21 protein-coding genes are annotated in these 26,668 nt (G+C 44.6%); 6 read left to right on the forward strand and 15 right to left on the reverse strand.

Going from position 1 to position 26,668, the window contains the following annotated elements; translation table 11 throughout:
* Positions 1-2 precede the first annotated feature (2 nt).
* Positions 3-1,253 (reverse strand): hypothetical protein, encoded by a 1,251-nt coding sequence (locus tag NBH07_RS17745; protein WP_156682324.1) that lies wholly within the window; start codon positions 1,251-1,253, stop codon positions 3-5.
* A 587-nt stretch (positions 1,254-1,840) separates the two neighbouring features.
* Between NBH07_RS17745 and cls the strand changes: the two genes are divergently transcribed.
* Positions 1,841-3,277: a cardiolipin synthase gene (cls, locus tag NBH07_RS17750; protein WP_009276478.1), complete on the forward strand. Its 1,437-nt coding sequence runs from the start codon at positions 1,841-1,843 to the stop codon at positions 3,275-3,277.
* Here the strand turns inward: cls and NBH07_RS17755 are convergent.
* Genes NBH07_RS17755 through NBH07_RS17765 form a run of 3 tightly spaced genes read right to left on the reverse strand, consistent with a single transcriptional unit; the run spans position 3,249 to position 5,269 of the window.
* Entirely contained in the window at positions 3,249-3,806 is a 558-nt protein-coding gene (locus NBH07_RS17755) for an RsmD family RNA methyltransferase (protein ID WP_009276477.1), read from the reverse strand. The genes cls and NBH07_RS17755 overlap by 29 nt on opposite strands.
* Entirely contained in the window at positions 3,797-4,621 is an 825-nt protein-coding gene (locus NBH07_RS17760) for a DUF3822 family protein (RefSeq protein WP_156682325.1), read from the reverse strand. The genes NBH07_RS17755 and NBH07_RS17760 overlap by 10 nt, the downstream gene beginning before the upstream one ends.
* 12 nt (positions 4,622-4,633) lie before the next feature.
* A complete protein-coding gene (locus NBH07_RS17765) occupies positions 4,634-5,269 on the reverse strand; it encodes a hypothetical protein (RefSeq protein WP_005861338.1) in 636 nt (211 codons plus the stop codon).
* 93 nt (positions 5,270-5,362) lie between these two features.
* On the opposite strand from NBH07_RS17765, the gene NBH07_RS17770 reads away from it, so the two are divergent.
* The 5 genes from NBH07_RS17770 (at position 5,363) to NBH07_RS17790 (ending at position 9,881) form a co-directional block, all read left to right on the forward strand.
* Positions 5,363-6,778, forward strand: a complete 1,416-nt coding sequence (locus tag NBH07_RS17770; RefSeq protein WP_156682326.1) for an ATP-dependent DNA helicase — start codon at positions 5,363-5,365, stop codon at positions 6,776-6,778.
* Between the two features lie 109 nt (positions 6,779-6,887).
* Positions 6,888-7,583: a DUF8457 domain-containing protein gene (locus NBH07_RS17775; RefSeq protein WP_005861334.1), complete on the forward strand. Its 696-nt coding sequence runs from the start codon at positions 6,888-6,890 to the stop codon at positions 7,581-7,583.
* A gap of 9 nt (positions 7,584-7,592) precedes the next feature.
* Positions 7,593-8,297, forward strand: coding sequence for a 16S rRNA (cytidine(1402)-2'-O)-methyltransferase (rsmI, locus tag NBH07_RS17780; protein ID WP_005861332.1), 705 nt, complete (start codon positions 7,593-7,595; stop codon positions 8,295-8,297).
* A gap of 19 nt (positions 8,298-8,316) precedes the next feature.
* The gene (locus tag NBH07_RS17785; RefSeq protein ID WP_005861330.1) at positions 8,317-9,189 is read left to right on the forward strand and encodes a Cbp1 family collagen-binding glycoprotein adhesin; all 873 of its coding nucleotides are present in this window, start codon (positions 8,317-8,319) and stop codon (positions 9,187-9,189) included.
* Positions 9,189-9,881: a YjjG family noncanonical pyrimidine nucleotidase gene (locus tag NBH07_RS17790; protein WP_122114919.1), complete on the forward strand. Its 693-nt coding sequence runs from the start codon at positions 9,189-9,191 to the stop codon at positions 9,879-9,881. The genes NBH07_RS17785 and NBH07_RS17790 overlap by 1 nt, the downstream gene beginning before the upstream one ends.
* Positions 9,882-10,012: 131 nt before the next feature.
* On the opposite strand, the gene NBH07_RS17795 is transcribed toward NBH07_RS17790, so the two are convergent.
* From NBH07_RS17795 to NBH07_RS17845, 11 genes are all read right to left on the reverse strand, one after another.
* On the reverse strand, positions 10,013-11,020 hold the full coding sequence (locus NBH07_RS17795) for an FAD:protein FMN transferase (protein WP_009018322.1): 1,008 nt from the start codon (positions 11,018-11,020) through the stop codon (positions 10,013-10,015).
* Position 11,021: 1 nt separating this feature from the next.
* Positions 11,022-12,602, reverse strand: a complete 1,581-nt coding sequence (locus NBH07_RS17800) for a peptide chain release factor 3 (RefSeq protein WP_005861324.1) — start codon at positions 12,600-12,602, stop codon at positions 11,022-11,024.
* Positions 12,603-12,631: 29 nt separating this feature from the next.
* Positions 12,632-13,495, reverse strand: a complete 864-nt coding sequence (rfbD, locus tag NBH07_RS17805) for a dTDP-4-dehydrorhamnose reductase (protein ID WP_008773846.1) — start codon at positions 13,493-13,495, stop codon at positions 12,632-12,634.
* A 14-nt stretch (positions 13,496-13,509) separates the two neighbouring features.
* Positions 13,510-14,058 (reverse strand): DUF4924 family protein, encoded by a 549-nt coding sequence (locus tag NBH07_RS17810; RefSeq protein ID WP_005861320.1) that lies wholly within the window; start codon positions 14,056-14,058, stop codon positions 13,510-13,512.
* Positions 14,055-14,981: a Mur ligase domain-containing protein gene (locus tag NBH07_RS17815; RefSeq protein ID WP_008773847.1), complete on the reverse strand. Its 927-nt coding sequence runs from the start codon at positions 14,979-14,981 to the stop codon at positions 14,055-14,057. The genes NBH07_RS17810 and NBH07_RS17815 overlap by 4 nt, the downstream gene beginning before the upstream one ends.
* Positions 14,982-15,044: 63 nt before the next feature.
* Positions 15,045-16,514, reverse strand: coding sequence for a TolB family protein (locus tag NBH07_RS17820; protein WP_009276472.1), 1,470 nt, complete (start codon positions 16,512-16,514; stop codon positions 15,045-15,047).
* Complete coding sequence (locus tag NBH07_RS17825; RefSeq protein WP_008773849.1) at positions 16,511-18,286, reverse strand: DUF6057 family protein; 1,776 nt, start codon at positions 18,284-18,286, stop codon at positions 16,511-16,513. The genes NBH07_RS17820 and NBH07_RS17825 overlap by 4 nt, the downstream gene beginning before the upstream one ends.
* A 15-nt stretch (positions 18,287-18,301) precedes the next feature.
* Entirely contained in the window at positions 18,302-19,870 is a 1,569-nt protein-coding gene (locus NBH07_RS17830) for a PD-(D/E)XK nuclease domain-containing ATP-binding protein (protein ID WP_005861312.1), read from the reverse strand.
* Between the two features lie 233 nt (positions 19,871-20,103).
* Positions 20,104-21,285 carry a DUF4934 domain-containing protein gene (locus NBH07_RS17835; RefSeq protein WP_005861310.1) on the reverse strand — a complete coding sequence of 394 codons (1,182 nt, stop codon included), beginning with the start codon at positions 21,283-21,285 and terminating at the stop codon, positions 20,104-20,106.
* Positions 21,286-21,478: 193 nt separating this feature from the next.
* Entirely contained in the window at positions 21,479-23,185 is a 1,707-nt protein-coding gene (locus tag NBH07_RS17840) for a RagB/SusD family nutrient uptake outer membrane protein (RefSeq protein WP_005861308.1), read from the reverse strand.
* A gap of 15 nt (positions 23,186-23,200) precedes the next feature.
* Positions 23,201-26,263, reverse strand: coding sequence for a SusC/RagA family TonB-linked outer membrane protein (locus NBH07_RS17845; protein ID WP_005861306.1), 3,063 nt, complete (start codon positions 26,261-26,263; stop codon positions 23,201-23,203).
* Between the last annotated feature and the right edge of the window lie 405 nt (positions 26,264-26,668).

The following is a 26,668-nucleotide window of genomic DNA, read 5'->3' on the forward strand; positions in this document are numbered from 1 at the left end:
ATTTAAAAATTGAGTAATTCCGACTTTATAAAGTACGGGTTGAATTGATTCTGTTGCATGATGTTATCATTCGGTGAGGCTTTATACCCCTTATAATAATAGCGTTCATTACCGGCGTTGTAAGACATACCCCAGTTGTCAGAAGGAAGCACCCGCACATTCTTACGTTTATATTTATAAGGAGGAAGAGCCACTTGAAACCGGAAACCTCCGTTTTTCAAAGCACCTTGCGCCTTCATCGCATAAAAACCGATAGAGCAATGGCGGAAATGACGGATCAAGTCAATCCGTCCACCGACCTCTCCCAGCAAGTACTGCTCGGCTTTCAAAGAGACCTGTGTATTGTATTTGGACCAGTAAAAACTACCTCCCAACGACCAAGTGACCCGCTGATGAGTCCCATAATGATATTCGAACTTATGCCAAGATCCCGTACCCGTACAACCAATACGTCCTTCCAAAGAAAAACGTTCATCCTTCAAATGATGGGTTACCGCTAAATCCACGCCATAACGATCCGCATTGAACAAACCGATACTGGCTCTAGCAAACGTACGATAAGGTAAACGAAAAGATTGGGAAAGGGTAACCATGCCCGGGTGAATCTTACCCGCCCAAGGACCATATCCATCATTATATATAGGAAACACCATCTGCGCCGTCAGCTTCATCCCATTCCAGAAAGAGACCTCGATCGCAGGCGAGAGGTTGAATAATACTTGGTAGATTTGCGTGATAATGAGGTTCTTCAGATACAACTCCGGATAAACCACCACGTCTACTTTAAATAAGGAGCTATTCATACGGTACTCTTTCTTCACCTTATCCCAGCTATCGCCCAGATCGTAAGTAGCATCCCAGGCGGAACGGGCCGCATAGGAGCCGGGAGCCGCCTTCAAGCTGTCCGGATTTGCCGTATAGATCAATGAGATCTGCGGTATATTATTATCCAATACGACGATACGGCAGGATTTGCCCTTCTCCGGCAAGCCTGTTTTCTGGATGCGGTCTATGGCATGGGCCAGTCCCACACCCTGCAAACGCCAAGGGGTATTCTCCAAGACATACACTCTCTCTTTCTCGTCTTCCGACCAGACAACATTCTCAAAACCCATATCGACCAGCATATTCGAGGTGATATCCGCATATACCTTATTATATTGGGCCTTTGTAAACATAGGCAATAGTAGCAAAAAGAATAAAAGGCATTCCTTACGGAGTAAAATGGCTCGTATAGAAGACTTTCTATTCATATCTCTAGAGTTTGATTCCAAGTTATCATTGGTTTACTGTTTTTCTTATTCTTACCCTTCCACATAAAAAACGACTAGTGAAAACGATCGTTTAGATCTTGCATTTTTTTAGAAAGCAAAAAGATGATGCTCTTTTCTCATATTCGTGACACTTTGATTAATCTATCCTATTGAGAAGAAGATATATAGCAGGACAAAATTTAACAGGAAAAGGTTGCCGGTCTCGAAGAAATGCCTACCTTTGCAAACGACTAATTGAAACGATCGTTTTTTACAGTCGTTTATAATCTAAATATTTTTATTGTTATCATAGATACTTCTCATAATAGTCTGCGCCAAAATCAACAAATGACACTTTATATTTAGAGAACGACCTCATTATTTTAAGATGTACATAACCCCGCTTCCAAAGTCAGCTAGCTTCGTTGGCAAAGTAAGTTAACTTACTTGGGCATTTAAGTTAGCTTACTTTGCCATTTAAGTTAACTTACTTTTTGGCCCTTCTATACAGCCCAAAAAGAATACGGAAATTTGCTATTCTCGGAAAGCATTCTTATCTTAGCAGATTATAGCAAAGAGAGAGTTTCATGTTAGCAGCCATTCATATACAGTTAATCGTTGGTACGATATTTATCATATTGTATAGCGTCACTATATTAGGACTGGTATTAGTTATCATTACAGAGAATAGGAATCCGTTAAAGACAATTCCTTGGGTAATCGTCTTATTATTAGCACCCGGTATCGGACTGCTTTTCTATTTCTTCTTTGGACAAGATAACCGGAAACAACGGATCATATCGAGGCGTACCTATAAACGCATCATGAAAAGGCCGCAAGAGGGTAAATTACCTCAAGACGCCTGCGTAGTTCCGGACCCCTATAAACCTTTATCGACCTTGTTGACTAACACCAACCAATCCTCCCTCCTATACGGAACACAAATCACGATTTATACGAATGGTACCGATAAGTTCAAAGACTTGCTGGAAGAGATCCAGAAAGCGACTCACCATATCCATATACAATATTATATATTCTGTGATGACGAGATAGGAAAACAGGTGCAACAACTCCTTATCAAGAAAGTAAAAGAAGGCGTGAAGGTACGTGTACTTTATGATGATGTGGGTTGCTGGAATGTAAAAGACGGCTTCTTTAAAGAAATGAAGGAAGCGGGTATCGAGGTATATGCGTTCTTGAGGGTAGCGTTCCCCGTTTTCACCAGTAAGGTGAATTACCGGAACCACCGCAAGATTATCGTGATAGACGGTAAAGTCGGGTTTATGGGAGGCATGAATATAGCCGACCGATACGATAAGGGAACCTCTTGGGGCACATGGAGGGATACGCATTTCAAATTCGTAGGGAAAGGAGTACACGGGCTTCAATCCGTATTCCTCATCGATTGGTACGTGGTTAGTAAAAAACTCTTGAACGATCGGATTTACTATCCGGCTGCCGAAATCTATAGCGATAATATTATGCAAATCGCCACTAGCGGTCCGGTAGGTCAATGGAGAACTTTGTTGCAAGCGACCATTTTCATGATCGCCAACGCCAAGAAGTATATCTTTATACAAACCCCTTATTTCCTGCCTACCGAAGGATTAAACCAAGCGTTGCAAACCGCCGCCTTAGGGGGAGTGGATGTTCGTTTGATGCTGCCTAAGCGTTCCGATACACGTTCAGCGAATATGGCCAGTCATTCCTTTATCGACGAGATGGTAAAGGCCGGCGTAAAAGTATACCTCTACAAACCGGGCTTCTTGCATTCCAAGCTAGTCGTGTCCGACGACGCATTGACAAGCATCGGGTCCGCCAATATGGACTTCCGTAGCTTTGAGCATAACTTCGAGATTAACGCTTTCGTATATCAAAAGGAATTCGCCCTGCAAATGAAACGCATCTTTACACACGACATGCATCACTGTGAGCGTTTGATCCCTTCCCGCTGGTTAAAGCGCCCCCTCAAGCAACGCATGGCGGAATCATTTATGCGTCTGTTTTCTCCCCTTCTTTAAGGAAGATGCTAAAGTTCACGGAGCCATACACCCGGTGCTGATAAAAATAAGGCAAAGATGAGAAGTCATTGGTCTTAGGATGTTCCATGATGAATATCCCTCCATTCTTTAGTAAATCACGCTCGAAAACCAAGGCGGGTATTTCCGGCAACTCCGGCAAGGCATATGGGGGATCGGCAAAGATGAAATCGAAACTTTGCTTAGGGGCTGAATTCAAATAACGGAAAACATCCCCACGAATCAGAGCCAATGCATCCGTCTTCAGCTCTTTCGCTACCTTGGCTATAAAAGAGGCATGAGCGTTATTTTTCTCTATGGCGGTTACATTCCGGCATCCTCGTGAGATCAACTCAAAAGAGATACTTCCGGTTCCGGCAAAAAGATCCAACGCATCCATACCTTCCAGATCCACCAAATTATTTACTACGTTAAAAATATTCTCTTTCGCAAAATCCGTCGTAGGACGTGCGCTAAACGAAGAGGGCACGTCAAAACGCCGACGACCGTATATACCGCTTATTATTCGCATATTAATAATGATATTAAATCCATAGGGGCTTTCGTTACATCCGTTCCCTGCAAATAGGCTTCCGAAGGGATCTCCACCGGCTTAACATGGCGTAAATAGGTTCGCAATCGCTCCAGAACCCGCATTCGCGAGGAAGATTCCCCCGCTAAAAGCAACTGGTCCTTTTCTTGGTTCAATCCCGCCTGTTTCCATACATATAATATATAGTATACTATATCGTCCGATTGGTCGATCGGGTAAGAGTTCACAAATAAGAGTTTCCCTTGAGCATAGCACGCCACATCCATCCGCTTTCGTTCTATCACGACATACATTTGCCGGGGTAAGCTAGCACTACTTTCTTTTGTCCATAGCGTTAGCAGAGAAGTCATGTAGTGGGAGAAAAAAGGATGCAAAAGAGAACGGGAGCAAAATTCGTAAACCTCCTCGTCCACACCAAACACCAACTTAGCCTGTTGTTCCTTTAAAGTATCGGTTAAGCAATGCAATTCCAGTGTAGAAAAGCTGAAATCCAATAAACGCCCTTCCTTACCGTCCCCCCAATAATTATCAGGGACCAAGCTATATTCCGGAGATACACAGATCACGTTAATCCGTTTATAAGTCCACGTAAGAAACTCATGAGCGAAGAAAAACTCCTTAAGGGAAGAAATGAAAGAGACCGCCCGATCGAATTCCGTTTCCCGATAAAAGAAACTTCCTCCAGCCGAGGGATCATACCCGGAAAAAGAAAGTCCACCCGACCGAAGCCGGATGGACACTATATACTTTTCCGAATTATCAGTAGTTAACGTATCAGGAATGCTGATAGTCATATGAGCCGCTGATTATTCCCAGTTACCTGCGTTGTTATTAATTTCTTCCAAAGAACCTACGCGCAATCCCGGGAACTTACCTTGTTTCTCTGCCTTGTCGATCAAGTTATAAGTCAACTGAGCATCCATGTCACGCAAATATTCTTTGTAAGGAACCTCACAAGCGAATACTTTGATCTCATAACCAGAACCAGATTTCAACGTAGCCGTATCCATCTTGAAAGTAATCTTTTCACCCGGAACGGCCGGAACATAACGCATAGCCGCTACATCATAGTTCTTACCCAGCAAAGTATCTTTCGCCAATACCCACATGGTATCACGTCTGATTAAACCTTTCTTAACAGCCTCTGCTTCTGTCATACCTTTCTCCAACTGCTCATCCGTCAATACACCTTCCTTGATCAAGAACGGCAACTTATCCGTATTCAAGAATTTCTCCAAATCGTCGAAACTTCCGGCATGAGTCTTATACATGTTCTTGTATTCGATCTGAGCCTTACGGATTTCAATCAAACGGGCGATGATCGCATTGTCACGAATAGTCTTCTGATCATCATACTCAATCGGACCAGTGACGCTCTTGTAGCACATGTAAACTAGCAGTACAACTGCGGCAGCTAATAAAATCTTTAATGTAACTTTCATGGTTTGTATTGTTTTTTGAATTTATTTCGTTCGGCAAATTTAAAAAAGAATATTTAATACACTACCTTTATCGCGAAAATTATTGCGATCAAAATGATAAATAGTTACATAAGCCAGCAAATCGAACGAAATTTCCCCTATAAACCGACGGATGATCAGTTTTTAGCGCTTCATACGCTTACCGAATTTCTCTTGTCTGAGGAACCGGACAGCCTTCTACTGATGAAAGGCTACGCAGGAACCGGAAAAACCTCTCTGGTCGGGGCTTTGGTGAAAACGCTTAACGAACTAAAGCAAAAAACGTTTTTGTTGGCTCCAACCGGACGAGCAGCTAAAGTTTTCTCGGGCTACGCTGGCCAAAAAGCGTATACAATTCATAAAAAAATATATCGTCAACGGGCGTTTTCCAATGAGCCGACGGGCTTCATGCCGGCAGATAATTTACATAAAGATACACTTTTTATCGTCGACGAGGCTTCTATGATCGCCAACGAGGGATTGGATTCATTTGTTTTTGGCTCCGGACGCCTGTTGGACGATTTAATCCAGTATGTCTATTCCGGGGAAAACTGCCGTCTTATCCTAATGGGAGATGTCGCACAGCTTCCTCCGGTGATGCAAACGGAGAGTCCCGCCTTGAATCCCGAGATATTACGGGGTTACAACCTACAGGTTTGGGAGATAGCGTTAACTCAAGTCGTACGCCAAAGCGAGGACTCGGGAATCCTGTTCAACGCAACCCGGCTACGAGACGCACTACGAAACCACACGGTCGAGATCTTTCCGAAATTACAATTAAAAGGCTTCTCCGATTTCACGAAAGTCAATGGAGATGAGCTAATTGAGGAAATATCTTCCGCCTATAGCCGCGACGGTATGGAAGAGACAATGATTATCTCCCGCTCGAATAAACGAGCAACGATTTATAATAACGGCATACGTAACCGTATCCTATACAGGGAAGAAGAGCTATCGTCCGGCGATCATTTAATGGTAGCGAAGAACAATTATTATTGGACAGCGAATTGCAAGGAGATGGACTTTATAGCGAACGGAGAGATCATTCAAGTCATGCGAGTACGCCGTGTCACGGAGATGTATGGCTTCCGCTTTGCCGACATCACGGCTCGTTTTCAAGATTATGATCTGGAAATCGATTTGAAAATCCTATTAGATACTTTACAGACCGACTCCCCCGCCCTCCCTAAGGAGCTAAACGACAAGCTCTTTTACACCATATTGGAAGATTACGAGGACATTCCTAGCAAGGCGGGAAAAATGAAAAAGATGAAGGTAGATCCTCATTACAACGTCGTCCAAGTAAAATACGCTTATGCGGTAACCTGCCATAAAGCCCAAGGCGGCCAATGGATGAACGTCTTTCTCGATATCGGTTACATCACGGAGGAAATGCTTGGTGAGGATTTCTATCGGTGGCTCTACACGGCTTTTACCCGGGCGGCCCATCACCTATATCTGGTGAATTTACCGGACGAGTTCGTCGAATGATTTACAATATTTTAAGATCGAAACTGGCAACATTGACAAGAAATACTTATTTTTGTTGCAAAACATACGTATGTCCGGATGATTTATAGCATCTGAAAAACATATAGAAATGGCAAACAAGGAAAAAATAGATTATCTATTGATCGATATCAGGGAGCTGGAGAAGTTGGTAGCCGGAATGAGGGACGCGGAAATTTATCCCGCCTCTTTCTTCAACCAGACCTTCCAGTTGACCCACAAGGTATTGAAGGAGCTTCATACGCTGGAGGAGTTTCAGTTAGAGGCTTTGCGTAAACAAATGGAGGAACATCAACGACTTATCGATTCTATTCCCGTAAGTAAACCTTTACAGATGCCGGAGGTGCAACCGGCTCCGGAAGTATCCCCTACGATCGAGGTCGTACAGGTACAAGAACCGGTCGTTGAGGAACCTATCGTAGTAGAACCAATTGTCGAAAAAGTGATCCCAGAAGAAAAGATCGTACAAGAGACAATCCCCTTGAAAGAGATAGAGATTCCACATAAAACTATATTAGCGGATAAATCCAGTATTTCACTGAATGATATATTGGAGAAAAAGAATCTTTCTGATTTCCGTAAGGCATTCAGTTTAAATGATCGTTTCCGCTTCAGAAGGGAATTATTCGGAGGAAATGAGGAGAAAATGAATAAGGCGATCTCAGACCTGAACGATCTTAGCTCGTACGAGGAATCGGTCACTTATCTGAACAAGGTGTTGAACTGGAATATAGAAGACGCTTCCGTAGCCGATTTCATCAAGCTATTGGAAAAACGCTTCTCATAAATATACGATATGGCAAAATTGACTGTAGTCCCAACCCCTGTTGGTAACTTGGAAGATATGACATTCCGGGCGATCCGTGTGCTAAAAGAAGCTGATCTTATTTTAGCGGAGGATACCCGTACGACCGGCATCTTGCTGAAACATTTCGAGATACAAAACAAGATGCAGTCCCACCACAAGTTCAATGAACATAAGACGGTGGAGCAAATCGCGGCCCGTATCAAGGGAGGCGAGAATATCGCCCTTGTTTCCGATGCCGGTACGCCGGCCATCTCCGATCCGGGATTCATGTTGGTGAGGGAATGTGTTCGCCAAGGGGTAGACGTAGAGTGCCTGCCCGGAGCTACAGCTTTCGTGCCCGCCTTGGTAGCGTCCGGATTACCCAATGAGAAGTTCTGTTTCGAGGGGTTTCTCCCTCAAAAGAAAGGAAGGCAGACCCGGCTAAAAGAATTGGCTTTGGAATACCGGACTATTATTTTTTATGAATCACCTTTCCGTCTGCTCAAGACCTTGACACAATTCGCCGAGTTTTTCGGTACGGACCGCCAAGTATCAGTATCCCGGGAAATATCCAAATTACACGAGGAAACCGTACGAGGCTCCTTAGAAGAAGTAATTCAGCATTTTACCGTGAACGAACCAAGGGGTGAGATTGTTATTGTATTAGCAGGCTTAAAAGATAAAAAGGACAAAGAGACAGAAAAAGATGTTTAACTTAACAAGCAAAAAGAACATGAAGAAAGTATTATTAGTATGTGTCTGCACAGCCATGCTGGCCTCTTGCGGCCAAAATTCAGCGGATTACAAGAAACTAAAGGCTGAGAACGATTCTCTACGTATCGAGAATACGAAGAACACGGATGAGCTTAATGATATGCTCTCCACCCTAAATGATATTGAATCTGATTTTCAATCTATACGTGATGCCGAGAATTATTTGACAATCCAACAACAAACCGGCGGTGAGCTAAATCAGTCACGCAGAGATCAAATCAAGCAGAACATGCAATTGATCAGCGAGACCTTGAAGAAGAACAAGGAGCAAATCAGCCAGTTGGAGGAGAAATTGAAGAAAAGCGGTATTCAATCTTCCGCATTACGAAAGACGATCGATCGTCTTTCCTCCGAGCTGGATCAAAAGGCAACGATGATTGTCGCTTTGCAAGAGGATTTGGCAAAGAAGAACGTACGTATCCAAGAATTGGACGAGATGGTAAGTTCCTTGAATGAGGATGTGGAAAGTCTGGCTACTACCGCAGCCGCTCAATCCGAGAAATTGAACGCTCAAGATAAAGCCCTTCACACGGCTTACTACTGTTTCGGTACTTCCAAGGAATTGAAGGAACAGAAGATCTTATCCGGTGGTGGCCTGTTCTCTAAATCTAAAGTATTGCAGAGTGGTTTCAACAAGGATTATTTCATCTCTATCGATATCCGTGAGGTAAAAGAAATTCCTTTGTTCGCAAGCAAGGCTAAACTAAAATCCAATCATCCGGAAGGATCTTATGAGTTCGTAGAGGATGAAGACGGAAACTTGACCTTGAAAATAAATGACGAGAAGGCTTTCTGGAGCCTAGGCAAGTATTTAGTGATCGAAGTTGGATAATGATTTATAAAAGTATATTTATCGATTTGGACGATACCCTTTGGGATACGTACCATAACAATAAAGAATGCCTTGAAGAGCTATATACCGATTACCACTTTAATCGGTATTATGCCTCCTTCGAGGCTTTCTTTGATATTTATATGCCTCATAATCTAGACTTATGGGCCAAGTACCGTTCGGGGGAAATAGACCGGCAAACCTTAATCTTGGATCGATTTCTCTATGTACTTCGTCCGTTAGGAATAGAAGATAAGAAAACCGTCTTATCGGTAAATAATGATTTCTTGCAACGCACGACCACCAAAACCCGATTAGTGCCCGGAGCCATTGAATTATTGGAATATCTCTGCCCTTCCTATCGGTTATTTATTTTATCAAATGGATTCCGTGAGGTACAATTCAAGAAACTTAGCAACGCAGGCTTGGCTCCTTATTTCGAACGGATGATCCTGTCCGAGGACGCTAATATACAAAAACCCCATAAAGGTATTTTCGACTTCGCCTTAAAGAACACGAACTCACGCCGGTCCGAGAGCTTAATGATCGGGGATAGCTGGGAAGCAGATATCATTGGGGCTTATCAATCCAAGATCGACCAGATATGGTTGAATCCTGAAGGATTACCTGCCGATGGATTCAACCCGACCCATACAGTCCGCTCTCTGGAAGAGATCAAATCCATCCTATAAACAGACCTTTCTTACAATGCCCATTATAGCATGCTTACGATGGGCATTATAAGCTCCTTAGAATGGGCATCATAAAGATCTTACAATGCCTATTCTAAGAACAACATCTTAACAGCTTATAAATAAATCGATTACTTATCGGCAGTCACCAGATATTGACGAAAGCCCTCAGAGTATTCCGGATGATACCCGTCTCCTATCGAATCGGAACAAATAATAAAATATTCAAGACCCGGCACTTTAGCGCATAAGGATTTAGCCTCCTCCGAGCCTAAGACCATAAATGCGGTAGCATACGCATCAGCGGTCATGGCATCCGGGGCGACAATCGTAGCACTAAGGATATCCCGCTGTACAGGGCAACCTTCACGGGGGTCGATCGTATGAGCGTATTTACGTCCATCCTTTATATAAAAATTACGATAATTGCCTGATGTAGCCATTCCTAACGGTTTCGGGAAGCTAACGATCTGCTCGAGTTCTTGATTCATGCCGGCAGCGTCATCCGTAGGCTTCGTGATCCCTAAGCGCCAATCCATGCCCGAGGGATTCACGCCTTTCACACGCATCTCGCCACCAAACTCCACCAAATAATTACGGACCCCTTTCTTCTCCAGCATTTGGGCTATCATATCGCAAACCGTTCCATCCGCCAAAGAAGAAAAGTTCATCATTAAGCGAGGATCGTCCTTCACGATGCGATCCCCTTCTAAACGCACTTTCTGAAAACCGATAAACTGACGGACACTGTCGATATGGGCAGGGGTTACGCTATCCTTCCGGCTGAAGCCAAACCCCCAAAGGTTGATCAACGGGGCGCAAGTCACGTCGTAGGCCCCATTTGTCTCGGCAGATACTTCCAGTGCCTTCTTAAAGACTTTTTGGAAGAGCGTATCTACCCGTATGTCACGGTTCTGGTTTACCTGACTGATTACCGAAGTAGAATCAAAAGCATTAAACAGGTGGTAGAAATATTTCAACTGCTCGTCAATCTCCTTATCCAATGGTTTAGTATGCTCAAACTTAATATGATAAGGTGTATGAAGCCTTCCGGATACCTCATAGTATTGGGGAGCCTGTTCACAACTTATCAACAAGATATTAACAAGTAAGCAAAGGATGGAGAATCGACTTTTCATATTAGAACTCTGATGTAAAATGGAACTTAATATCCGGAAAATCCTGTTGGGCCATCATCAATACATAGCCGGAATCCGCTAAATAAACATCACGGCCTTCCTTATCCAACGCCATATATTGCGCCTTACGTTTCTTGAAATTCTCCAATGCCTGTTGGTTATCACTCTCGATCCAGCAAGCCTTATATAGGCTGATCGGCTCCCATTTACATTGAGCGGCATACTCATGCAACAGGCGGTATTGAATAACCTCAAACTGCAATTGTCCCACCGTACCGATAATCTTCCGGCCATTGAATTGATTGGTAAACAACTGAGCGACACCCTCGTCCATCAATTGCTCGATGCCCTTGTTCAATTGCTTTGCCTTCATCGGATCGGCGTTCTCTATATATTTGAACATCTCGGGCGAGAAGCTCGGCAACCCCTTGAAATGCAATTCCTCTCCGGAAGTCAACGTATCCCCTATCTTAAAGTTCCCGGTATCCGGCAAACCGATAATATCACCCGCGAACGCCTCATCCACCACTTCTTTCTTCTGAGCCATGAAAGCCGTCGGGCTACTGAAACGCATCATCTTACCGAAACGTACATGCTTATAGTTCGCGTTACGCTCAAAACGACCGGAACAAATCTTCACAAAAGCGATACAACTGCGATGGTTCGGGTCCATATTCGCATGGATCTTGAAAATAAAGCCGGTGAAATTATCCTCATTCGGGTCTACCACACGCTCTACCGCATGGATCGGACGTGGCGAGGGAGCGATACGGATAAAGCAATCCAATAGCTCTTTCACACCGAAGTTATTCAGAGCGGAGCCAAAGAATACCGGAGCGATATCCCCATCCAAATACGTATTCACATCAAATTCGGGATAAACCCCCTCTATCAACTCTATATCCTCACGAAGCTTTGCGGCTTGCGTAGGATCAATATAAGTCTCGAGATCCGGACTCGTGATATCCTTGAATTCCACATTCTCCGTCACATATTGCTTACTCGGGGTATATAGGTTCAGTTTCTGCTCGAAAATATTGTATACGCCCCGGAAACGTTGTCCCATATCGATCGGCCAACTCAATGGGCGTACCTTTATCTGTAATTCTTCTTCTATCTCATCCAGCAAATCAAAAGGATCTTTACCATCACGGTCCATCTTGTTGACAAAAACGATCACCGGAGTCTTACGCATACGGCAAACCTCCATCAACTTACGAGTCTGCGCCTCTACTCCCTTAGCGATATCGATCACGATAATAACGCTATCCACCGCCGTCAAGGTACGGAACGTATCCTCGGCGAAATCTTGGTGGCCCGGTGTATCCAAGATATTAATCTTATGATCGGAATAATCAAAAGCCATTACGGAGGTAGCTACGGAGATACCGCGTTGCTTCTCAATCTCCATCCAGTCGGACGTGGCAGTCTTCTTGATTTTATTAGACTTCACCGCTCCCGCTACATGGATAGCGCCACCAAATAACAATAATTTCTCGGTAAGCGTAGTCTTACCGGCATCCGGGTGGCTGATTATGGCAAACGTTCTTCTTCTTTCAATCTCTTCTGAATACTGGCTCATTCTATTTTATATGTATATATTGTTATCAGTTACACTTTGTTATTCATGCAGTAGGCCAAGCTAGTCTCCCAATGGGGAATCGTCAGTCCGTACGTGCTTTTTATCTTACCTTTATTCAATACGCTATAATGCGGCCGGCTGGCCGGTGTCGGATAATCCTTGGTCTCTATGGGTATCACCCGGTTATTCATACCTGCTATTTGCAAGATCTTTACCGTAAAATCATACCAGCTACACACCCCCTCGTCCGAGAAATGATAGATACCCGGTATAAATTTACCCGCCTCGGCACGTTCCAGCACGGCAAGCATAGCGACCGCTAAATCTCCGGCATAAGTAGGCGTACCCACTTGGTCGAATATGAAACGCAACTCATCCCGCTCCTTTCCCAAACGCAATACCGTCTTCATAAAATTGTTTCCATACTCGGAATACAACCAAGCCGTACGGATAATCACGGAATCCGGACACACCTCCATCAAGGCCTGCTCTCCCGCCAGTTTCGTACGTCCATATACGGAAACAGGACAAGTCGCATCGCTTTCCAGATAAGGACGGCAACTCGTTCCATCGAACACATAATCGGTAGATACATGAATCACCTTCGCACCCACGGCATGAGCGGCCTCACCTAAGTTCCGTACCGCATCCCGGTTGATGCGCATACACAGATCCTCATGCTCCTCCGCTTTATCCACCGCCGTATAAGCGGCGCAATTCATGACATATTGAACATCATTTTCCAAGACATATTTCCGGACGGCCTCCTTGTCGCAAATATCCAACGTATCTATATCCGTAAAAAGAAAATTATAGCCGGGATACTGGCTGATACGAGCGTGGATAGAATTTCCCAATTGACCGTTCGCTCCGGTTACCAAAACTGTCTTCATGTCTATATCTATTATTAATCCTCTAGTTTAAGTTCCCCTTTCATATCTTCCCGATATTTCTCGGCGAGCAACGCCAAGAAGGAACTGATTTGTTTAATACCCTCTAACGTCTCCGCACTCACCTCTTTCCCTTGCATACGCAAAAGCAGATAGCCATATACGGCGGCGAAACAAGTTTCTAGCTCCGGCAGATCCTCTCCACCCGATTTAGCCCGGAGCTGTACGATATAAGGAAGCGTCTTATAATAAGCTGCGCTATAAACCATCTCTTTCGGAGATTTCAAAAGACGAAGATGCAAATCGGTCAAAGTAATAATCACATTCTTGTTCAATTGGATGTGACCTTTCTCCATCACCCCTTCGCTACGCATCATCTCGATCAATTCCTCATACCATTGAGCGATTTCCTTCTTCACCTCCTCGGGCTGGTCGTAATGGGCGATCACCGTGCGGTTGATCGAATCCATATCGAACTTATTCGCCCGGATCAAGTCCTCAACCTGCCACATATAAAGCAGATATTCAGCGATATTCTCTTTTCTTTTTTGTCTAGCTATTATCATATCGGCAAAGATAAACTATATTCCGATAACGCTTGATAAAAATCCGCGTCTTTAACGCCTAACTGCCGGCAAGCCAAACGTGCCGCATTCAGATTGATCAAGAAATAGCGATTGGGAATCCGCACCGGATAGTCTCCGTAGCGAGTATGCAGAAAAGTCTGCCCGTCTTTCTCCACGACCGGATGTTCCTCAAAAGGGATAGCGGTGATATCGCTCCGGACGTCCCCTGCCAACTGACTGACAGTATCATCACCTCCAAAATAAATCAATTTCCCTTCCCGCTCAATAGAAACGGAGAAAGATTGATAAGTGGATAAATAGGCCTCCGGAGTCGCATGATCCGTCTCGGTAGACCAAGATAAATTCGTCAGGATGGCGATATGCGGACGATAGAATTCCAATTGGAAACGCTTGTCCAAGGCAGAGGTGATATGCTCATCTCCTTCGATCAAAGCGATACGTGCCTCATAACTCAAATGTATCCGATTCGGAAGCGAGTCCACCTTGCTAGTCAACGCATAGTCGAACGCCAACTTTTGCCGGCGCAACGCACAGACCATCATGGAAATAATTGTCTTCTTTCCACGACTACCCGCCACAACAACCCGAGTTTTCGACCGAGTCCGTTGAAATATAAATTCCGGAATGGATTGGATTAACATCCCCAATTCCTTCGCACGCAATAATTCCGGGTTATCTTGCTTTACTTTAGCACCCAAAACCACCGAGTGAATATCTTTTATTAATTTCTCCGGAAACCACCCATCCCCATAACAGGTACAGCCTGCGTTATGAAGTCTTCCTATCATCTCTTCAGTCAGACCACAACCGGAAGCGCTTACCTCATATCCTTTTTCTCGAAGTGCTAGGGCTAGATCTAAAACCAAAGGTTCGGTTACGGAGATCAAATGAACTTTTCGCATCGTTTTGATTTTAGCGCAAAAGTACGACTTTTATAAATACCTTCGGCACAAAGAAGCGAAAAATTAGATGCCCTCGATACGTTTAATGGTCGTGACCTCTTCTTTTCCCGAGGCCTCGACCAGCCTTTCCTTCGAGATTAGAACCGGAGTCCGTATAAATTCCGGGACATTAAAAGAGAACAGGGAACGCTCATAATAATCCGGAGACGCTTGCGGTAACAAGAAGGGCTTGCCGCACTGCCCCCGCTCATCCACATGCACCAAATACGGACGTGTGAAAAGCCCATCGCCCCGCCGGCTGGAAAAGACAAACCAACGACTATTGCCGCTCCAAGAATGATAGCTCTCTACATCCGGGCTATTCACTTCCGGCAAAGAATCGATTGCCCCGGTAGACAGATCCAGCATATGCAAATCCGCATCCTTATGCCAAATAGAGAAATTGCCATAATCGGACACCGTATAAAGTAGCCGCTTCCCATCCGGGGAGACTCTCGGGAACTTAACACTCCGGCCCGCTTCTCTCGCATTATATAAGGTATCCACTTGGGTTCCAATCGAACCGTCTTTCGGATCAAAAGCGACTCGTAACAGGTTATACCGGACATCCCGATAATTTTCTGGCATACAGACAGAATCCGCCGAACAGAACAGCAGATAGTTGCCATCCGGAGTAAAAGTGGGAAAAGTCTCATAACACGCCATAGAAGCCAATAATGGCGAACTGAATACCCTCTCCTTCTCCGTGTCATAGATCAGCACGTCCGATTCCACGTCATATACCTCAATCCGATTCTCATCGGAAAGATGGAAGTCCTGGTGGGTCTCATTGGTAGAAAAAGCAACATACCGGCCGGATGGATGCCAATACGGATAAACGAACGAAGCCGGCTTACCGTCCCGTTCCAACGCAATCTTCTTTACCTGCCGATGATCAATCAAGTAAGTCCCATTATGAGAACCCCGCTGATGAAAAAGCATTTGTTCCCCTTGTCGCTCACAAAAGGCATGGCAGTTCATACAACTATTATTTGTCGATTGGTTATCAAGAATAGACTTTTCAACATAGTTTTCAACACATCGTTGATAAATCCCCATCTCGTTCCACATCCGATATCCGGGAAAAATACGGCGATACACCAAATAAGCGTCAACGGAATCTCTTGACACATAGATAGGGAAACTCATTTGTTTCCAATCACTTTGAGGTTCTCGAAAATAAACCGTCACATCTATTTGTTTTCCTTGTGCGTCCTGCGATAAGACCTTCCAATCCGTTTCCGGCAGGTTGAAAACACCATGATCGGCTGCGATTATCAACTCCCCATTCATAGTTTTCAACCGAATTATCCCCTGTAGCTGTTGATCAACCAACTTGAAATTGGGAGGGGCCATATTGACCGGTACAGTAACTTCCCTGTAATCCGGAAACACGTCAGTTTCTCCTTGTTCCGCTTGCGTAGGAACTTCCGGCCTACAAGCTACAAGTTCCAAAAGACAACCTATAATCCAACAGATAGATAATCGCTTCATTGTTCTTCTCCTTTAAAGATCTTGAAATAGAAATAATACCAATAGGTATCTCCAAATTGTCGATATATCGAGGACACATCCACTTGGTTGGCAGATCGTCCCAAAACCTGCTTGAATTCCCGGTATCGGTCTACGATCTCCGGCTGTATGGAATAGGAGGAAAGCGATATACTGTCTTTGTCCGCCAACAACAATCCGGCTTCTTGGAAATGCCGGGGTATCGGTTCCCCCTTCATGAAAGGTGTTTCTTCCAAGAATCGGCCAAATGCATCCAGCTTCTTACCCAACAAATAATAACATCCCCGGTATTCCCAACTGATCCGATGATCCGGAAGATTGTATCCACTCCATAAGGAATCGACAGGTACGGACAAACTCAGTCGATCCCTTTTCTCAACAGGCATATATTTGTCACTCAACTCCGGATCTTTATCCATTAATTCCGGATGTACCAGATAGGTAGCATAACGGCAAGCCCAATCTTTATAGAATGGCATAGCGGCAAGCAAGTCCAAATATTTCTTGGCCAGCGCCACCTCACCCCTAATCAGACAAACTTGCACGAAACGTTGCAACATGCGGGCACTCCCTTTACGTTTGGCTTGCGTAAATCCGTCCATCGCAAAACTTTCAGACAAAGAGACATCGCCAACAAGAAAATGAACATCGCTCAATAAACGATCCATGTAAAAGGTCTGATTCCAATCGGCACATAAGCTTTTCGTTCCTTTCTGATCGAAAGTAAACATCCGGTCGGCCAATTCTCCCTTATGGGCCAACGACATATTCAAATAGTTTAAGCTAACATAATTATAGATCTGCTTTCCCCGGTACTTATCAATAATAGCGTCCCATTGCCTCTCCCGGGCTAAGAAAGAGAGCTCGTCAAGCATCATGCGTTGCGCATGCCAAGGTTCCGGCAGGCAAAACCGTATGGATACCAGCACCGTGATCAGACAAACAACAAGGGCTACCCGATCCATCCATTTACTCTTCTCGCCAATCACCGGAACAAAGCGAGCGAATAAAGCAACACCGACAATCGAAAGGGTAAAGAAAGTCCATACACGATACATATAATAATGAGGTAATCGCTGTATCTCCAGATAGGCTTCCGGCATCCATCCATCAGACAAAGGTACAGGAATCCCTAACCATCCGCTAAACAAATATATAAAAAGCGCTGGGATCAAGCAGGCAGAGGCGGCCAATCTTTGCCGCGACGTTTTGTAGCGGAGTAAGGCTAACAGCGTATATAAGAAAGCGTAACAGACAGATAGAAGCCCGGTCAGCCCACATAAAAAAAGTGTAGAGGCAATTCCGTATCCGGCAATAGAACCCGCCCTCCGCACCTTTAGCGAGACCGACAAAGCTAAAAGCATCAAAACCACGCCAACCGTCCCGTCCACCAAATACTCCCCATGAATACTCATCTTAACCAGATACAGGACCGGCAATAAAGAAAGGAACAGCAGGTAGGTCTTGTCAGAAAAACAACGCAAGATCCTATAGACCATAAATCCGCAACCAACGAGTAAAACCGTATGGAAAACCACCGCCGACATAGGCTGCCGGTAGTATTGAATGATCCATTGCCCGGCGACAGCGCAAAATCCTCCCGGCTGAAAAAGGAACTCCCGGATATACCACCACTCAGGTATAAACAATTGCATCTCCTCCTGACCGACAAACACAAACACGCCAAAAAGCAGGAAATAATAAAAAATAGCAGCTGCCGAAAAAGACCAGAAAAGCGTTTGTTTCCAGTTCATATACTTAATAGATTATTATTCCACCAACCATCGCTCGATGTTACGGGTCACAGAGGAGAAGTTCACGCCGATCTTAAAAACTTGCCGCGGATCACTCGCAAAGGGAAGCGCATACTGTCTCTCCTCAATCTGGCGCAACGCCTCCTCGGCGGTGCCGTTCAGCTTGAATTCCATCACGTAGATATAGCGATCGGTCTTTAAAACGAGATCAATACGCCCTTGTGAGGTATGATATTCCACCTGCGTATAAAGTCCAACCAACTTAAATACGATAAAAAGCACGTTCCGGTAATGCAACTCCGTATCACGCTCCGGCTTCTGACCGGCGATCACCTCATAGGGTGTATCAGCGAAGAAGCTTTGCAAGCGGCGGAAGAACGCATCGTAATCACCGGAGCGTATCTCTCGTACGAATTGCCCGATCTCGAAAGGGGTCTTGGGCGCACTAACACTCGTGTAAAATGGAAGGAGATATTTCACGAAACCCTCTTCCACTTCCCGGTTCGGGAAACCTAGCCGGTAGATACCAAATTCAGGATCGTAATCCTTGATCGTCAAGTAGCCACTCTGGTAGATCACGGGGACGGGATTTATCGAGGCAGAGTCAATACTGTTCAACACATCCACATCGGTCTCCGTGTTCGCCATCTCATAAAGGTCGTAATGGGTATGCTTGAGTAATTCAACAAGGTAAGAGGGCCTACCGGTCTCGAACCAATAATCGCCGAATTTCCGGCGAGCGAACGTATTCAGCAGGCTGAAAGGATTATACATACCGATGGAATTCTCCACGAAATGGTATCCATCATAGCATTCTTTGAGTCTCAGGCAGGTCTCCTCGTAGGTCATATCTTGCGCTCCGGCCAGTTCCCTCACCTCATCTTCCAGACAAGTATGTATCTCTTTCTCCGTGATGCCACATATCTCCACGTAACGATCGTCCATCGATATGTCCATGAGGTTATTCAAATCGCTAAACACGCTTACCTTTCCAAACTTCGTCACCCCAGTCAGCAAGGCGAAACGGATGGCTCCATCCATCGTCTTCAACACGCCGTAAAAAGGCTTCAACATGTTCCGCAACTGATCCTGCATATCCTCATCGTGCAGGTTCTGCAATAAGGGCTTGTCATACTCGTCAATCAATATCACCACGCGATGCCCGGTCTGGCGGTAAGCCTGTTCTATCACATAGCTAAAACGCTCCTCCAAGGCACGTCCCTGTTTCTCCGTTCCATACAGAGCCTCCCATTTCTCCAAGAATTCATTCAAGATACTAGTCAGCGCGGCAGTGTCTTTATAATAACGAGTATTCAGATCCAGATGCAAGACCGGATATACCTCCCAGTCTTTCTCCAACCGTTCCATCGCCAACCCCTCGAACAGCTCCCTCTTTCCTTGGAAATAGGCCTCCAACGTAGATAGCAAGAGACTCTTGCCGAAACGCCGCGGACGACTCAAGAAATAGTAACTTCCGGTCTTAACCAACTGATAAATCAAAGCTGTCTTATCAATATAGAGATAACCGTCTTTACGGATCTTCTCGAAGTTCTGTATGCCGATAGGATAAATTGTCTGACTCATAACGATGATCGTTTAGATATACTTACCATGAACAAAGATAGACATTCCTTTTTATCGGAACAAGATAAGAACATATGATCTCAAAAACTTTCCTTGACAATACGCTTGACTGGCAGGAAAAAACGCTTGATCAAACGCAATTCCTCCCATTTTGAATAAGAACTAATAGCAGATCACATCGTTGAAGATAATACAGAGATCGGTCATATTCTCCCATACAAGTTATATATCCTCTAAGACCGTAACTTAAAGAATACAATCCAATCATTCGTATTATCATCTATTTGGGATACATCCACACCCTTCAAAAACGGATAGGTATCTTGATAATTCGGGGCCGCTTTGGCGATTTCCCCTACGACCTCTTTCAGCTCTACGGCATTGACCAGTTGGTAAAACTCCCGGCTCTTCTCATCATATCCGTCCGGTGCCCTGTAGCCTCCGAAGAACAAATCGTAAGGTTGCCCCCAGTTCTTATTCAGAAGATAAGTATCCGACTTACGGTTATAATAAACCACACATGGATCCCAGATCAAAGAAGGCGCAAACACAACCCAGTCGTCCGTAACGGTCAAGCGATCGAATGAGAGAATGGCCTTATCTCCCTCGCGGTATTCACGGAACCGGTTGGCGATCTCCTCATCCGTACCACTAAACATATTGGAGGGGATATTCATGCCTTTGAAGTCAAGCGTGGCGAAGGCAGACACGGTATCTTCCAGCTGATAGATGGATGGATCAAAATAATTTGTCAACAAGATCCGATCGCCATATCTCTTCAACGAATGATAGGTGGACTGAGAGATTTGCTGTTTCAATAAGTTCTTATCGCTAGGTAAATATTCGGAGATCGTACCATCCGGACGATATAGGGTTAGCTGATAAGGCTGGATATAATTGGAAGCGACAGCTATCGTGCCATCTTTAGCGACAGCTACCTGACGACCATCATTTTTCAGGGGAACAGTTTTGAGATAATTACCCTCATAGTCATACAGCTGGATCTTCGTATTATCCAAAGCATAAACCTTATTGTCAAACAAAGCCATATTGAATAGCACGTTATATTCCTCCGGGCCTTGCCCGTTCCGAAAGATCTTGTTCTTGAACTTACCATCCCTGCCGAAACGGAAAATCACACGCTGAGAAGCATCTAAAAGGAATATATCATCATCTGCCAAATGGATGGTAGAGGCGGAGCCTTTAAACAGGATACTGTCTCCCGACTCCAAAGGTAACAACCGGATCTCCATACCGGCCAGAAATCTATCAATACTTTCTTTGGGTGATTCCGACTTCAAATCTACTTGATAGACAGATAGAGTCTTCTCTAGTTGTGCCTCATTTTTCTTTTCGGTACACCCTTGCAATAATAATACACCGCAAAAAAACAAGCTAATTAATTGTTGTTTCATCACGTTATAAATCAATCAAAATTATATGCCGGAAAACGCAGTAGTACTTACTTCGTCTACGAATATATACTTATTTGCCCGATGAAGTATATATTCTCCAGTCAAGTAAGTACTACTGCGTTTTCCACGCCATATCAGAAAAAGGAGGTATGCCTCTGCAACATACCTCCTTTTTTATATTAAGTCTAACTTATTAATATCCCGGGTTCTGTTCCAACAACGGGTTCGCACCCAATGACAATTGATGCAATGGATAACGATTGTATTTCTCATCGTTCGTAGCCTTATGATCCCACCAATCCTCTGTCACATATGCGTCCCAACGGATCAAGTCCGTACGACGACGGGCCTCGCGCAAGAACTCTTGCATCCATTCCTTCAGCATACGGTATTTATCCAAATTGGCAGCGGTAACAGGATCCGGGTCGTTTCCACCCTCGAAGTTACGCTTACGGATGGAGTTGATGATATCGGCCGCACCATTCTTATCGCCCAAACGCATCTTACATTCCGCCAAAGTATAATAGATCTCTGTCAGACGAATTACAGGACAATCTGGGTTGAAACGTTCCTTGAACTCATCTTGATTAGGCAGAGGACTAAATTTAAGAACACGCACGCCTGAGTTCTCCTCTGCATCGGCAATCGTAGAAGTCAGATCCTTAAGACTGGCTACCGTATTGCCCACCTGGCTGATATGAGCGATCTGGTCTACGACATTCAAGACCTTGCCGGCATACTCGCGGGCACCCAGACATTTATACTCGGGGAAATCCGGGTTTTGCAACTCACCAACGATAAACATACCACGGTATTTGCGACCACCCTCATATACATACTGCTGCTTACGGATATCCTTGTCGTTGAATGTCTCGTATGGATTACCTACGTTAAACTTATACAAGTTACCCTCCGGATCGCGACTAGGGCATAGGCAAAGCCCATTATTACCACTAGCATCCTGCAAGCCCCCTAAGAAATCCTTGAAATTATAGGGAAGAGTGAAGGCAGTCAAACCACCATCCGTCTCACCTTTGGCATTCTCGGAAGGTACTGTCCAGATAATCTCCGGGCAAGTCTCATTACCCCAACCAAAGATCTCGGTGAAATGGTTGGCCAATTTATACTGACCATACTTTCCATCGATAATATCCTGACAAATCTTAGCGGCCTCCTCATACATCGGTTTATTGATATACGATTCAGCGTTGAAATACAAACGAACCTTCAAAGCCGCAGCCACAGCACGATGGATAACGTTCGTCTCGGGTGCTCCCAAGGTCTCCTTCAACGGAAGATTCGGCATAGATACATCCAACAAGGAGTCGATAAAATGGAAAGTCTCCACATCTGTAGCACGAGCCTTCACATCCTCCTTCGTAGATGTGTAAAGAGGCATACCACCAAACATGTCCAAACCATCCAAATAAAAAGAGGCAGCCAATACGTTCAACTGATTAATCATTGATACACGATCCTCCTCAGTCAAACCCACCGATACGAAATCAATATTCTCCAAATCCTCCAAGGCACTCCACGACTGAGCCACACCCATCGTCGTCAAGTCCCATCCATCCTTCATCGGGCTCATATCATCCATAAAATGATGATGATGCATGTTCTGATAAACGGCGCCATCAAACCAGTCATTACCACGAGTAGGCACACACATAGCATCAGTTCCCACTTCCATCAAGCGCACACGAGCGTCGTTATGAGCTACCCACCAACGCCAATGCGTAAAAGGACGATTAAAACGCGACCAAACCGCGTCTGCATTCGTATAATACGTGTCGGGAACAACCTGCGAATAGAACGTAGGATCCACGTCACAAGAGGTACCCAGCAGCAAGCAAGCAGCTCCGGCTACCAACCAATTTGTTATCTTGCTAATTTTCATTTTCTTCTTACCTTTTTAGAATGTTACTTGAATACCTAACGTATAGGTGCGAACTATCGGATCACAGTTCCAAACCTTATCGACACCGCCTTCCCAACCGGTAATATTCACTTCCGGATTATGTCCGCTATATCCTGTAATAGTCGCTACATTGCCGACAGTTCCATATACACGCAGGCGCTCTGCCCATTTTGTATACTTACTCAACGCCAATGTATAACCTAACGTAATCGCATCAATTTTCAAGAACGAGCCATCCTCCAAGAAGTAGTCACAAAGCTGCTTCACGCCGCGAATGTCCTTATACTTCGGATCGTCAAGCGCCGGTTTCCAAAGATTCCACTGGCCGGCACCACTCTGTCCCTGGATACCCAAGTACATCGGATAAGTATTCAAGACATCGAAACCTATCCAACTACGCATATTAATACCCAAGTCAAAATTCTTATAGGTAAAGGTATTGTTCCATCCCATCATCACCTTAGGTAGATAATTACCGATATATTGTTTGTCGTCTACACTCTTTTGGGAAGCAGGTATAACCTCACCATCCTTATTGTACAAAAGGAAGTCTCCTTTATCGTCGAATCCAGCGAATTTCCACATATGGAACGCACCGATCTCTGCCCCCTCTTCAATACGAGAGGCATCGCCCGGCCATCCCGGTTCATCCATAGCGTTACCATCCATACGTGAATTGTTACCATACATCGTAAGGATCTTACCTGAGTTATGGCTCATATTCAAGCTGGAAGTCCAAGTGAAGTCCTTATTCTGGATGATGTCACCACCAACCTCGAACTCCCATCCTTTACTCTCCATCTCGCCAATGTTCTGCCATTGTTTGCCATTTGGATACGGTGGCTGTGGAACATTCACCTCGTAGATCATGCCATCGATCTTACGACGATAGTAATCGAACTTACCATACATACGGTTGCCAAAGAATGAGTAATCCACACCGATATTCCACTCTTTCTTCTCTTCCCATCCCAAATAAGGGTTCACGTTAGAGCTCGGTCCATAAACAAACGCCCAGCTACCACTCGGAAGCATCCAATATTGGTCGCGACTTAACGTATTAGCCATATAGGAAGCATCGAAGTCGTTATTACCGGTCACACCATAACCGAAACGGATCTTCAAGTCATTTACCCAATCAAACTCTTTCATGAATTCCTCACCAGATACACGCCAACCTCCAGACAACGCCCAGAAATTACCCCAACGGTTCTCTGCGGCAAACTTCGAGGAACCCTCATGGCGGATCGTAGCCGTTACCATATATTTATCATTATATGAATAATTGGCACGGGCATAAAGAGCGAACAAACGTTCCGTAATATCTTTTTTAGATCCCATCTTTGCCTTACCGTCGGTCAAATAAGATCCGGATTCCAAGTCCCAATATTTCAGGCCTTCTACACCGAAATCATAGTTCTCCGCATTGAAATTCTCTCCATTCTTCTCGAAATAAGAGTAACCGGCAACGGCATTTAAGCTATGACCTCCCTTAAATTCTTTCAGGTAAGTGAAGTAACCCTCAGAAGTAAGATGTTCGGTCTTCGAGAATTCCAATTTCGCCCAACCACCGCGGTTGTTTGTCACCTCCTCTCGGTGATAGCGAGAACGGAACTGGTGCAACTCCCACTGACGGTTCTCGTAACCCAATGTCTGAGAATAGCTCAAACCTTCAATCGGCTTGATGTTCAATTTCATCGTCACCTCAGGCTTAAACCATTTATCCAAGCCCTCGTAGTCGGAAAGCATACGATCCGCTACGATATTGTAGTCCAAAGTTTCTCCGGTCCATACGTTATATCCGCTCGGGCTTTCCGGGTCAAATGGGGAACGAGTCGGGTTATTATACAACGCCTGCTTGAAGTTTGCCTTCTTATCCTCATCCGATCCATCGGAAGTACGAGCAGTCTGACGATAATCCACGATCGGACGGATCTCTAACCAACCATCGAACAGCTTAAAGTTTGCATTCAAGCGTCCACCATAGTCCTTACGGTTATCCTTAATCGTGATGCCTTCGTTGGTCTCATAGAAGAAAGAGGTGTACACTTGTGCGTTCTCGGTACCTAGCTCCAAAGAGAGGTGATGTTTTTGCGAGAAGTTATCCTTCTGCAAAAGAGCGTCCCACCAATCAGCGTTCTGCCCGTAATCAATGATATTCACGTCCGTACGATTACGATACTCATCGGCGGTCATCATATCTGGACGGCCATAGTTTTGTTTCTTCGAAAGCTCAGTACTATAATTCAATTTTACTTTACCATTCGTGTTAGAACCACTCTTCGTTGTGATCAAGATCACACCCGAAGCAGCACGTGTACCATAGATCGCACCAGCGGAAGCATCTTTCAGCACATCGATAGATTTGATATCGTCTTGGTTCAAGGCACGAATATCACCTCCCGGGAAACCATCGACAACGATCAATGGAGCCTTACCAGAGTTGATAGAGGTCAAACCACGCAACTGGATCGTGGTCGTACCATTGGCACTACCATTATTTTGCAAGATCAAACCGCTGATCTTACCTTGCAAAGAGCTGGTGATATCGGCACCACCCACACCCTTCATCATATCGCCGGCAGACAATGAGGTAACGGAGCTGGTCACTTGCTTCTTCTCCATCGTACCGTAACCTACGACCACGACCTCTTCAAGAGCCTGGGAATCTTCCGACAACGTAACATTTATAACACTTTGACTGCCAACCGGGACTTCCTTGGTCGTGTAACCGATATAAGAGATTTCCAAAACAGCGTTTGCGGGCACATCTTGCAACGTAACCGAGCCGTTCATGTCGGTTACGTTACCGATAGTAGTTCCCTTGACCAACACGTTCGCGCCGATCAACTCACCCATTGAATCTGAAACCTTAACCGTAACAGTCTTACCATTTTGCATGACCGATTCAACATTCGGTCCGTAGTTGTGCGAGGGTTCCACAGCCGCCAATCCTTGAAAGGAGGCCATACATAGGAATCCCGTGGTAAGCATCATAACACTTGGTTTGAACAAGCTTAAACACAATTGCTTGCTCTTCTTACTACATTTTTCCATCTTTATTATTAAATGGTTATAATTAATTGAGATTAACAATATTCAAACACCAAAAACCTACTTTCTGCTATCTCTGAGCGCAGTCCCTAATAAAAATGACTAGCTAAAACGTTCGTTTAGACTAGTCGTCCGCGAAGTTAACCATTAATTTAAATTAAGCAACATTCATTTAAATCATTTTTCGATTCTATTAGTAATAAGACTTATAATCAATACATTACATCCAATATTAAAATTGTGTCAAATGCACTATCCCATCCATCAAAATGACTAGTCTAAACCAACGTTTAAACCAGTCATTTTTACATTTATTATACTATTGAGTATGATAAAAACCATACCTTTACTCCCCCAAAGAAAGAATGCAGAAACCATGAAACTACAAATCATCGATACCGGCTACTT

Origin of the sequence: Parabacteroides sp. B2-S-102 (assembly GCF_023656665.1) — a bacterium.
Lineage (GTDB): Bacteria > Bacteroidota > Bacteroidia > Bacteroidales > Tannerellaceae > Parabacteroides > Parabacteroides distasonis.

Excerpts from the sequence above, each read along its gene's own strand:
- NBH07_RS17745 (WP_156682324.1), bottom strand. The coding sequence starts at position 1,253 with ATGAATAGAAAGTCTTCTATACGAGCCATTTTACTCCGTAAGGAATGC.
- cls (WP_009276478.1), top strand. The coding sequence starts at position 1,841 with ATGTTAGCAGCCATTCATATACAGTTAATCGTTGGTACGATATTTATC.
- NBH07_RS17755 (WP_009276477.1), bottom strand. The coding sequence starts at position 3,806 with ATGCGAATAATAAGCGGTATATACGGTCGTCGGCGTTTTGACGTGCCC.
- NBH07_RS17760 (WP_156682325.1), bottom strand. The coding sequence starts at position 4,621 with ATGACTATCAGCATTCCTGATACGTTAACTACTGATAATTCGGAAAAG.
- NBH07_RS17765 (WP_005861338.1), bottom strand. The coding sequence starts at position 5,269 with ATGAAAGTTACATTAAAGATTTTATTAGCTGCCGCAGTTGTACTGCTA.
- NBH07_RS17770 (WP_156682326.1), top strand. The coding sequence starts at position 5,363 with ATGATAAATAGTTACATAAGCCAGCAAATCGAACGAAATTTCCCCTAT.
- NBH07_RS17775 (WP_005861334.1), top strand. The coding sequence starts at position 6,888 with ATGGCAAACAAGGAAAAAATAGATTATCTATTGATCGATATCAGGGAG.
- rsmI (WP_005861332.1), top strand. The coding sequence starts at position 7,593 with ATGGCAAAATTGACTGTAGTCCCAACCCCTGTTGGTAACTTGGAAGAT.
- NBH07_RS17785 (WP_005861330.1), top strand. The coding sequence starts at position 8,317 with ATGAAGAAAGTATTATTAGTATGTGTCTGCACAGCCATGCTGGCCTCT.
- NBH07_RS17790 (WP_122114919.1), top strand. The coding sequence starts at position 9,189 with ATGATTTATAAAAGTATATTTATCGATTTGGACGATACCCTTTGGGAT.
- NBH07_RS17795 (WP_009018322.1), bottom strand. The coding sequence starts at position 11,020 with ATGAAAAGTCGATTCTCCATCCTTTGCTTACTTGTTAATATCTTGTTG.
- NBH07_RS17800 (WP_005861324.1), bottom strand. The coding sequence starts at position 12,602 with ATGAGCCAGTATTCAGAAGAGATTGAAAGAAGAAGAACGTTTGCCATA.
- rfbD (WP_008773846.1), bottom strand. The coding sequence starts at position 13,495 with ATGAAGACAGTTTTGGTAACCGGAGCGAACGGTCAATTGGGAAATTCT.
- NBH07_RS17810 (WP_005861320.1), bottom strand. The coding sequence starts at position 14,058 with ATGATAATAGCTAGACAAAAAAGAAAAGAGAATATCGCTGAATATCTG.
- NBH07_RS17815 (WP_008773847.1), bottom strand. The coding sequence starts at position 14,981 with ATGCGAAAAGTTCATTTGATCTCCGTAACCGAACCTTTGGTTTTAGAT.
- NBH07_RS17820 (WP_009276472.1), bottom strand. The coding sequence starts at position 16,514 with ATGAAGCGATTATCTATCTGTTGGATTATAGGTTGTCTTTTGGAACTT.
- NBH07_RS17825 (WP_008773849.1), bottom strand. The coding sequence starts at position 18,286 with ATGAACTGGAAACAAACGCTTTTCTGGTCTTTTTCGGCAGCTGCTATT.
- NBH07_RS17830 (WP_005861312.1), bottom strand. The coding sequence starts at position 19,870 with ATGAGTCAGACAATTTATCCTATCGGCATACAGAACTTCGAGAAGATC.
- NBH07_RS17835 (WP_005861310.1), bottom strand. The coding sequence starts at position 21,285 with ATGAAACAACAATTAATTAGCTTGTTTTTTTGCGGTGTATTATTATTG.
- NBH07_RS17840 (WP_005861308.1), bottom strand. The coding sequence starts at position 23,185 with ATGAAAATTAGCAAGATAACAAATTGGTTGGTAGCCGGAGCTGCTTGC.
- NBH07_RS17845 (WP_005861306.1), bottom strand. The coding sequence starts at position 26,263 with ATGGAAAAATGTAGTAAGAAGAGCAAGCAATTGTGTTTAAGCTTGTTC.